Below are 624 nucleotides of genomic sequence, written 5' to 3' on the forward strand. Positions count from 1 at the left end.
ATGAGCGAGAACAAAATTACATCCGACTTGCTTCGCGGACATACCGATACGATGATTTTACGTCTCTTATCCGAAGCTGACCGCTACGGGTACGAAATTGTCAAACTGATCGCCGAGCGCTCGAGCGGCGAATATGAATTAAAAGAAGCCACGATGTACTCCAGCGTCCGGCGGCTTGAGACAGACGGCGATATCGAGTGGTATTGGGGCGATGAATCACAGGGCGGACGGCGCAAGTATTTTAGAATTACCGATAAGGGCAACGTTACTTACGCCCGCAACAAAAGCAATTGGGAGTATTCAAAGCGCGTACTAGAAAATTTATTATAAGGAGATTGATGTTATGAATCCGAAATTGATGAACTATTTGAACGGCGTGTTTACGCCATACGATGGGGTAAAAAGCGTTACCGAATTAAAGGCGGACCTGCACTCCGATTTGCAGGAGCGATATCGTGAACTCAAAGCCGCGGGCAAAGACGATGAAACAGCGTTTAAGATGACCATTGAGAGCATCGGTGACATCGAACAAACGATACTGGAAGTCGCCAACCTCTCCCGCTCGCTGGAACGGCAAGTAGTGACAAACTTTAGCGCAAGCAACCTGGCGAAAAGCGACTTTGC

The 624-nt window shown here is 48.1% G+C and carries 2 protein-coding genes; both read left to right on the top strand.

The genetic code is table 11. From position 1 onward, the window contains the following. A partial coding sequence (locus GC102_RS10670; RefSeq protein ID WP_171689508.1) for a PadR family transcriptional regulator occupies positions 1-330 on the top strand: 330 nt, incomplete at its 5' end. A 13-nt stretch (positions 331-343) separates the two neighbouring features. Next, the coding region (locus GC102_RS10675; protein ID WP_246320856.1) for a permease prefix domain 1-containing protein at positions 344-624 on the top strand (281 nt) is incomplete at its 3' end.

This window comes from Paenibacillus germinis (genome assembly GCF_013141785.1).
In the GTDB taxonomy this organism is placed as follows: domain Bacteria; phylum Bacillota; class Bacilli; order Paenibacillales; family NBRC-103111; genus Paenibacillus_E; species Paenibacillus_E phytorum.